4 protein-coding genes are annotated in these 5,066 nt (G+C 48.4%); all 4 read right to left on the bottom strand.

The genetic code is table 11. The features are described 5' to 3' along the window. Positions 1 to 185 precede the first annotated feature (185 nt). The gene (locus tag QUB08_RS22670; protein WP_190660410.1) at positions 186 to 662 is read right to left on the bottom strand and encodes a Crp/Fnr family transcriptional regulator; all 477 of its coding nucleotides are present in this window, start codon (positions 660 to 662) and stop codon (positions 186 to 188) included. Between the two features lie 136 nt (positions 663 to 798). Then, the gene (locus tag QUB08_RS22665) at positions 799 to 3,843 is read right to left on the bottom strand and encodes a HEAT repeat domain-containing protein (RefSeq protein WP_333227319.1); all 3,045 of its coding nucleotides are present in this window, start codon (positions 3,841 to 3,843) and stop codon (positions 799 to 801) included. Between the two features lie 107 nt (positions 3,844 to 3,950). Next, positions 3,951 to 4,487: a translation initiation factor IF-3 gene (infC, locus tag QUB08_RS22660; RefSeq protein ID WP_006635262.1), complete on the bottom strand. Its 537-nt coding sequence runs from the start codon at positions 4,485 to 4,487 to the stop codon at positions 3,951 to 3,953. 360 nt (positions 4,488 to 4,847) lie between these two features. Beyond that, the coding region (locus QUB08_RS22655; RefSeq protein ID WP_333227317.1) for a zinc ribbon domain-containing protein at positions 4,848 to 5,066 on the bottom strand (219 nt) is incomplete at its 5' end.

The following is a 5,066-nucleotide window of genomic DNA, read 5'->3' as shown; positions in this document are numbered from 1 at the left end:
ATTGGCTATGACTTATGAATATTCGGGTTTGGGGGTTGTCTATAGTTACATTTTTTTTGTAAATATAGTATAAGGTGCCAATAGCGGACACTAGCCAGATAAATTGTGCGCTATTGGCACCTTACAGAATATAAATTGTGCAGAATTACCGATCGACTAAAAACACAATTCTCAATTCCCCAATTTCATCGCATTTCAGGAACTCTCACAGTCTCTGTAGGAGGCATCATGGCTTCTTTAGCATTCAACTTTTGATTCAACTCCCGAATCCGGCGCGACAGCAAGCGAATAATATTCACCGCAATTCCCGGCGTTTCATCAATCGCATCATAAAGCTGCATTTGAGTCAGCATCAAACACTCGGATTGTTCAAGAGTAGAAATAGAAGCCGATCGAGGTTCCGCATCAAACAGCGACATTTCCCCGAAACAAGCCCCCGCTTTCAACTGTGCCAAATCCCGATCCCCTATATGCACGCGCACCGTTCCCGATACCAAAATATAGAGAGAGCGACCTTCTTGTCCTTCCGTAAAAATCCTGTGCTTGGAAGGAAACGAAAGTTCATCCATTACCGATGCTAGACGCACGAGAAAATCATCCCGCAGTTCCTTAAAAATCGGAACCTCCCTCACAAACAATAGGCGTTCAACGCTTGTTAACATAATGAGATGCAGTGATTAATTTAAACTTAAACAAAGGAAGAGGAATTGGGCATTGGGCATTGGGCATTGGGCATAGTTTCTTTTTGTTCCCTCTTCCCTCTTCCTTCTTCCTTCTTCCTTCTTCCTTCTTCCTTCTTTACCTTTTTCCCCCAGCACCCAACTCTGCCATCATCTCTTCAACTTGAGCGGATACCAAATTATCGGGGTCATTTTGCAGCCTGGGCAACAATTCGACCAAAGCCCGCGGCGAGGCTATTTTCAAATAGGCTAACACTGCTTCGCGGACAAAACCCGTCGGGTGCTGCAGACAGACAAGAGTTTGTTGAGCCGTAAGACTCCAGCGCGCTTGTCTCGCCAAGTGAAAGCAGCAGGCCAATGCCCAATCGGAAAGGAAGTGGCGCAATTCTAGCAAGCGGCGCAAACGATCGCTAGGGGCTAGAGGTTTGTAAACCATCAATTCCGAGAGGTTGCTCAATTTTTCTCTTTCTGAGTGTTGGTCTAACAAATTGATGAGCGATCGCTTCCTAGCTATATCCACAGTATTATCCAGAATTTCCAATCCCCTCGCAACCAAAGAAGGTTGACCAGAAGCGATGTTGAAAGCAGCGGCTTGTACCGTGTCCAGCGGATAAAGAAACTTCATCAGCAAAAAACACCGCTCCCTAGCATCAGCTTCCAACCCAGCCAGAGCCCGCTGCAACAATTGAGCCGTATCGTTCCCAGGTGCCCCGGTGCTGTTGGCTTCCCGATCCGAGAAATTGCCGTAGCTTGTTACCCCAGACAAATCTACCAGACCTGCATAAATTTGACCGATAAACATTAACTCCTGTTCGATAAGAGTTTCCAAGCCGCTACGGCCGATGCGGTCTAGAACCCCTTCTATCCCCGCTTCCGAAGGCATTTTCAACAGGATGCGGAGGATATTGCGCCTCGTCGTTCCCCAAGCCGTCATCAAATTGCTCACCAAAATGTCGATCGCCTCATTTGTCCCAATTTGACCCAGAGCCGTCCAAGCTTGCAACCTGACCAAATCCGACTTGTGGATATCCTCAGCCAAATAAACGAGCAAAGGAATGGCATCGTTGTGAAGTTTGACTATAGCCTGCAAAGCCGCTTCCCTAGTCGATTTGTAACCAAGTCCGCGCAGCAGCGAAGGATAATATTCTTCCGAATGAGTAGACGAAATCACGTCTAACAGAGCGCAGCGCACTCGCAGAGATTCATCTTGCAACAGATTGGGGATATGCAGCCGCAGTCCTTGCAAATAATCAGCTTCTCCCAGAGCCCGCGTCCCCATAACACGTTCCCGCTCTTGCTTGTGTGTCAGCATTTGCCGCAGCGTATTAGTAGCCTCTGCCTTTTGCAGGCGATCGCCCCTTCTCATAATTAAAGCAGCCGCCGTACCCCGCACCACCGGATCGACCGTCGGCTGCAAGTAAGGCCGCAAACTCTCAATATTCGGTTCAGCTTCCGTCAGCCAAATGTAGCGCAAAGCCAAGGCCAGAACCTCCGGCGGCAAGGATTGCTGCGAAAGTGCGCGGACAGATTCTAAATATGCGGGGTTCGGGTGTTGCAGCATCGTTTCCAAGCTCTGGCGCTGCAAACCAGGGGACAGCGAATCGAGGAGGGGAGCCAGAACTTCTCCGACATTTTTGGGGTCAATTTGCGTCAGGAGTTCTATGCAAGAGCGCTTTTCATCTTCACCCCCCGGCTTTTGTAGAGTTTCCACCACTGCGCGCTTGAGAGCTTTGAGGTCAACATCTGTGACGCCCAAGCGCCCCCGCTCCGCACTTTTGACCAACAAACCCACGTATTGAGAGCGGATCAACCATACGACAAACACCCACAACAGTGCCAATATGACGATCGCGCCAATAAATATTAAGCTTTGCTGGTCGTGAAATATCTCTTCATCTTGCTGGGGGAGTATCTTGCCTGTCACCCAAAGCATAATTAGGATACCTACTCCTGTAGCTCCGCAGGACAAAGGTTCGCCCACACCGTTGACCAAAGTTTGAATTCCCGATCGAATATTGTCGGGAATCGGTTGAAATAAAACCGGGCTAACGGTTTCCAACAGCGTGTAGTGCAGCAGTTCGTCTAAAAATCTCAGCAATATCAGCCCGATAAACACAGATACTAGCTGGCCCAGAGATGCTCCTATGGTCAGCACCCCGAGTATAGCGATGCCCGCCGGCAAAATCATCGCCGTCACGAATACACCGATTCTTTCAACCAACCGGCTCGAAGCGAACCACTGAGTCGCCACTTGAAACAGGCCTTGTATGCCTTCATAAATGCCCAGGAAGCTAGCAATCCAGCTAGCTCCGTCCCCCGGGTTTTGGTATTCTAGCTGGCTGTAGAATTGGAAATCTACCAGCACGTAGACGACTTCTGCGAGGATGAAGAAACTGACTAGAGGTACGGCGTATTTTTGGAGGGGGCCTGTAACTTTGCGGGCGGTAAATTCTTCTTGGTCGTCGTCTTCGTCGTCATCCGTCCAGTGAGCCGTTTCCGGGAATGCTTGGCTGTATTTTTCCGTGAGGTAGTAGAGCAACACCGAGCCTGTCGCCACCATCAACCCCGATATGAGGGTAACGTTTTTGAGTCCGACTACGTACAGTAAAACAGGCAGAGAAAATCCGCTGACTACTCCAGCTACTAGATAGCCACTACTGACTAGCGGATAGGTGCGCTTGATTTCTCTAATATTAAACAGTTGGTTGGAAGTGATAGAAGTATTAAGGTCGTTGAGGACATAGCAAGCTTCCACCCACAGCCACATCAAAAAAATAGTAATAAAAGCGATGCTGATGCCAGCTATCTTAGTATTTTCGTAGCCAATTCCGAATCGAAACAAAAATAGCGGTACCGACATCATGCCCAGAACCACTACGACGGTGCGCCTCAGCGGCAGGATTTTTTGCAGCCACGAGTACACAAATCCCAAGCCAGAACCGATAAACGCGCTGGCTATGTAGATATAGGGCATTTTGTCGGCACCGTACTCGTCTAAAAACAGACCTACTGTGCTGAGTTCCAGCCAGATCAGCCCGACGGAGGTTAGAGTGTAGACGAGGAACATCAGTAAGGTTCGCTCTACTTCTTCCGATCGCAGGTTGAGCGATCGTAGCACTCCTTGTCTTACTCCCGCCGAACCGCTGATTTGAAAATTTTCCATGCAGCGTTGATTTCCCTGTGTGGTAGCTTATTCCTGACTAACTTCCGAAGTCATCAGCTATCAGTCACCAGTTTATGACTGATGACTGCTTACTAATGACTATCTATTTATACTTTCTTTGGCGACAGCAGCATCATCATACTGCGTCCTTCTTTTTTGGGGGCTTGCTGCACTTCTGCGATTTCCTGCAAATCTGTGGCCATGCGTTTAAGCAAGTCCTCTGCTAGGTTGCTGTGTTGGATTTCCCGACCTCTGAACATGATCGTGGCTTTTACTTTGTCCCCAGATTTGATAAAGCGGTCTGCTAGTTTGAGGCGCACTTGGTAGTCGTGTTCTTCAATTTTGTAGCGCATCTTCACTTCTTTAACATCGGCAGTGTGCTGCTTCCGCTTTGCTTCTCGCGCTTTCTTTTCCTGCTCGAATTTGTACTTCCCATAGTCCATTACCCGGCATACGGGCGGGTCAGCTTTGTCGCTGACAAGTACGAGATCGAGTTCTTTTTCTTCTGCCAGGCGCAGCGCTTCTGCAGGCGTCAATATCCCTAGTTGCGCGCCGTCGGTATCGATTACCCGGATTTTGGGGTATCGAATATTTTCGTTGATCTGGGGTAGGTTGCGATTTTGTCTTCTTTCAATCACAGGCATGAATGGTTGTACAAGCAGTAGTTTAATAGCGAAGCTTCTTGATAGTTACAGGTTTGATCGGTCAATTTTTCACGATTGACGATCGAACTGTTTTATAAGGTGTTACCCTTACCGGACGTACTACCGCGCCCTATGTCCCCTCCGCTAAAGCCTTGGGGAATATTTGGACTGATCGTAAATGAATTCTTACAATACTTGCTATTCTACTCACTCTGGCTGAGTTTCTGCCTAGTTTTATTTTAACTTCACACACGATCGCCCGCTCCCTTGCCCGATCGATGACAAAACCGTCAAAAATTCAGGGTAAAAGCTTAAGGATGAGTTGACATCCTCCCCGGCCGTACCGCAGGATTCCAAGAATCACTTCTTGGGCTTCCTCTTTCCACGACTCGGCTTACATTGAGGAGTTGCCTCACCAATGCAGAGGTCGATGTCTCCAGAGGCGTTTAACGTTCCCATGTGCCCCACGGTACGGAGTGCTAACTCAAGTATGTTAATTGCTGCATTCCAGTCTCGGTCTATTACAAAACCACAATGGTGACAGCGATGTGTTCTTTGACTCAAAGACTTCTTGATGAC

Origin of the sequence: Microcoleus sp. BR0-C5 (assembly GCF_036705045.1) — a bacterium.
Taxonomy (GTDB): domain Bacteria; phylum Cyanobacteriota; class Cyanobacteriia; order Cyanobacteriales; family Microcoleaceae; genus Microcoleus.
The sequence above is the reverse complement of the archived record's forward strand: the minus strand, read 5'-3'. Positions and strand labels throughout refer to the sequence as shown.

Excerpts from the sequence above, each read along its gene's own strand:
- QUB08_RS22670 (WP_190660410.1), bottom strand. The coding sequence starts at position 662 with ATGTTAACAAGCGTTGAACGCCTATTGTTTGTGAGGGAGGTTCCGATT.
- QUB08_RS22665 (WP_333227319.1), bottom strand. The coding sequence starts at position 3,843 with ATGGAAAATTTTCAAATCAGCGGTTCGGCGGGAGTAAGACAAGGAGTG.
- infC (WP_006635262.1), bottom strand. The coding sequence starts at position 4,487 with ATGCCTGTGATTGAAAGAAGACAAAATCGCAACCTACCCCAGATCAAC.